The sequence below is a fragment of the Pseudomonas fluorescens genome (genome assembly GCF_902497625.1).
GTDB lineage: Bacteria > Pseudomonadota > Gammaproteobacteria > Pseudomonadales > Pseudomonadaceae > Aquipseudomonas > Aquipseudomonas fluorescens_BQ.
Genome location: NZ_CABVGX010000110.1, coordinates 1 through 1959 on the forward strand (window position 1 = coordinate 1; position 1959 = coordinate 1959).

The following is a 1959-nucleotide window of genomic DNA, read 5'->3' on the forward strand; positions in this document are numbered from 1 at the left end:
CAACCTGTTCGTCGCGTTCACGTTCCAGGAATACTGGGTCGACTTCAAAGTCTTCGGCAGCCTGGGCCTGACCTTGCTGTTCCTGATCGCACAGGGCATCTACCTGTCGCGTCATATGCACGACGCCGATACTACAACGCCAAAAACCGAGGACTGACATGCTTTACGCAATCATTGCCACAGACGTCGCCAACTCCCTGGAAGCCCGCCTGGCCGCACGGCCGGCTCACCTTGAGCGCCTTCAAGTGCTCAAAGGCGAAGGCCGCATCGTTCTGGCCGGCCCGCACCCGGCGGTCGACAGCAACGATCCTGGCGCGGCGGGTTTCACCGGCAGCCTGATCGTTGCCGAATTCGATTCCCTGAGCGCCGCTCAGGCCTGGGCCGACGCTGATCCGTACATCGCGGCCGGCGTCTACGCCAATGTATCGGTCAAGCCGTTCAAGCAAGTCCTGCCTTAGCGTCATCTGTCGCGATGAACCTTCCCGGTTCATCGCGCGCTCAATCGCTCATCATTCCCGTTTGCCTGCCGACAACCTGCCCAATAATAATTGGAATCAGGAGCTCCGATGCGCAAAGGTCCGTTGTGTCTGATGTGGGTCACGTTGGCAATCGTGGCACCCGCCCACGCTGAGGAAATTGCCGAGGGCAGTCAGTCAACGCCTGTGTCCCTCGGTGCAGAGAGCCAGATCGCCGAATTGCAGCAGCGCTTGAAGCTGAGCGAGCAGCGACGGGAAGAATTGAGCAGGCAATTGCAAGGCACCCATGCCGAACGTGAGAGCGTGCAGTTGAGCCGGTTGCGTCAGGACAATCAGCGCCTGAAGCAGCAGCTCAAGGAAAGCGAGTCCGGCAGCCCGCTGCGGCGCTTTCTGACGGATCAACAGCAATGGTTCGTGGTTGGCGCGGGAGTAGCGCTATTGGCTCTGCTCTGCGGTATCTTCGCCAGCGGTGCGTATAGAAAACGTCGACAATGGCTAAATTGAGTGAGTCATGAGCGAGCTGTTATTAATTGATGATGACCAGGAGCTATGTGAGCTGCTGGTCAGTTGGCTGAGCCAGGAAGGCTTTCAGGTGCGTGCCTGCCACGACGGCCAGAGCGCCCGTCGTGCGCTGGCCGAAACGTCCCCGGCAGCGGTGGTGCTGGACGTGATGCTGCCGGACGGCAGTGGCCTGGAATTGCTCAAGCAATTGCGCAGTGATCACCCGGACCTGCCGGTGCTGATGCTCTCGGCGCGCGGCGAACCGCTTGACCGCATCCTCGGCCTGGAACTGGGCGCCGATGATTACCTGGCCAAACCCTGCGATCCACGGGAACTGACCGCCCGCTTGCGCGCCGTGTTGCGCCGCAGTCATCCGGCGGCCGTCTCCAGCCAGCTCGAGCTGGGCGATTTGTGTTTCAGCCCGATGCGCGGCGTGGTCAGCATCGACGATCAGGAGTTCACCCTCACCGTTTCCGAAAGCCGCCTGTTGGAAGCCTTGCTAAAACAACCGGGCGAACCACTGGACAAGCAGGCACTGGCGCAGATAGCCCTCGGCCGCAAACTGACCCTGTATGACCGCAGCCTGGATATGCACGTCAGCAATCTGCGCAAAAAGATCGGTCCGCACCCCGATGGCCGCCCGCGCATCGTGGCGCTGCGCAGCCGCGGTTATTACTACAGCCGTTGAAAACAACGCGACCTGGTAGCAGCTGCCGAGCCCGCGAGGCTGCGTCCGGCGGCGAAGCCGTCGTAAAACCTGCATCCGCGGTTTATCGGATGAAGCGCAAGGCGACTGCTGCGCCCGAGCGTGGGTTGGCCGACGCAGGCTGCGCCAGCTGCTACAGACGATTTTTAGCAGGTTCATCGCAGAATCCTTTCAACAGCATCGGTGAAGACCTTCGGCGAGGCCAATTGCATTTCCCGGCTGCTCATTTCGACCGCCACCTGCACGGTGCAGGCACGGGTCAAGCGCTCGCCGGTT

The 1959-nt window shown here is 61.2% G+C and carries 4 protein-coding genes and 1 pseudogene; 4 read left to right on the forward strand and 1 reads right to left on the reverse strand.

From position 1 onward, the window contains the following. From F8N12_RS27425 to F8N12_RS27440, 4 genes are all read left to right on the forward strand, one after another. Positions 1-157, forward strand: a 157-nt coding sequence (locus tag F8N12_RS27425; protein WP_191623238.1) for a septation protein IspZ, incomplete at its 5' end; no start/stop codon positions are given. 1 nt (position 158) lies between these two features. Beyond that, the gene (locus tag F8N12_RS27430) at positions 159-458 is read left to right on the forward strand and encodes a YciI family protein (protein WP_008156126.1); all 300 of its coding nucleotides are present in this window, start codon (positions 159-161) and stop codon (positions 456-458) included. Positions 459-566: 108 nt separating this feature from the next. Then, entirely contained in the window at positions 567-980 is a 414-nt protein-coding gene (locus F8N12_RS27435) for a translation initiation factor 2 (protein WP_150583090.1), read from the forward strand. A 7-nt stretch (positions 981-987) separates the two neighbouring features. Beyond that, on the forward strand, positions 988-1665 hold the full coding sequence (locus F8N12_RS27440; RefSeq protein ID WP_150583091.1) for a response regulator transcription factor: 678 nt from the start codon (positions 988-990) through the stop codon (positions 1663-1665). Between the two features lie 173 nt (positions 1666-1838). Here F8N12_RS27440 and F8N12_RS27450 read toward each other — a convergent pair. Beyond that, positions 1839-1959, reverse strand: a pseudogene (locus tag F8N12_RS27450) (acyl-CoA thioesterase); the annotation flags it as partial.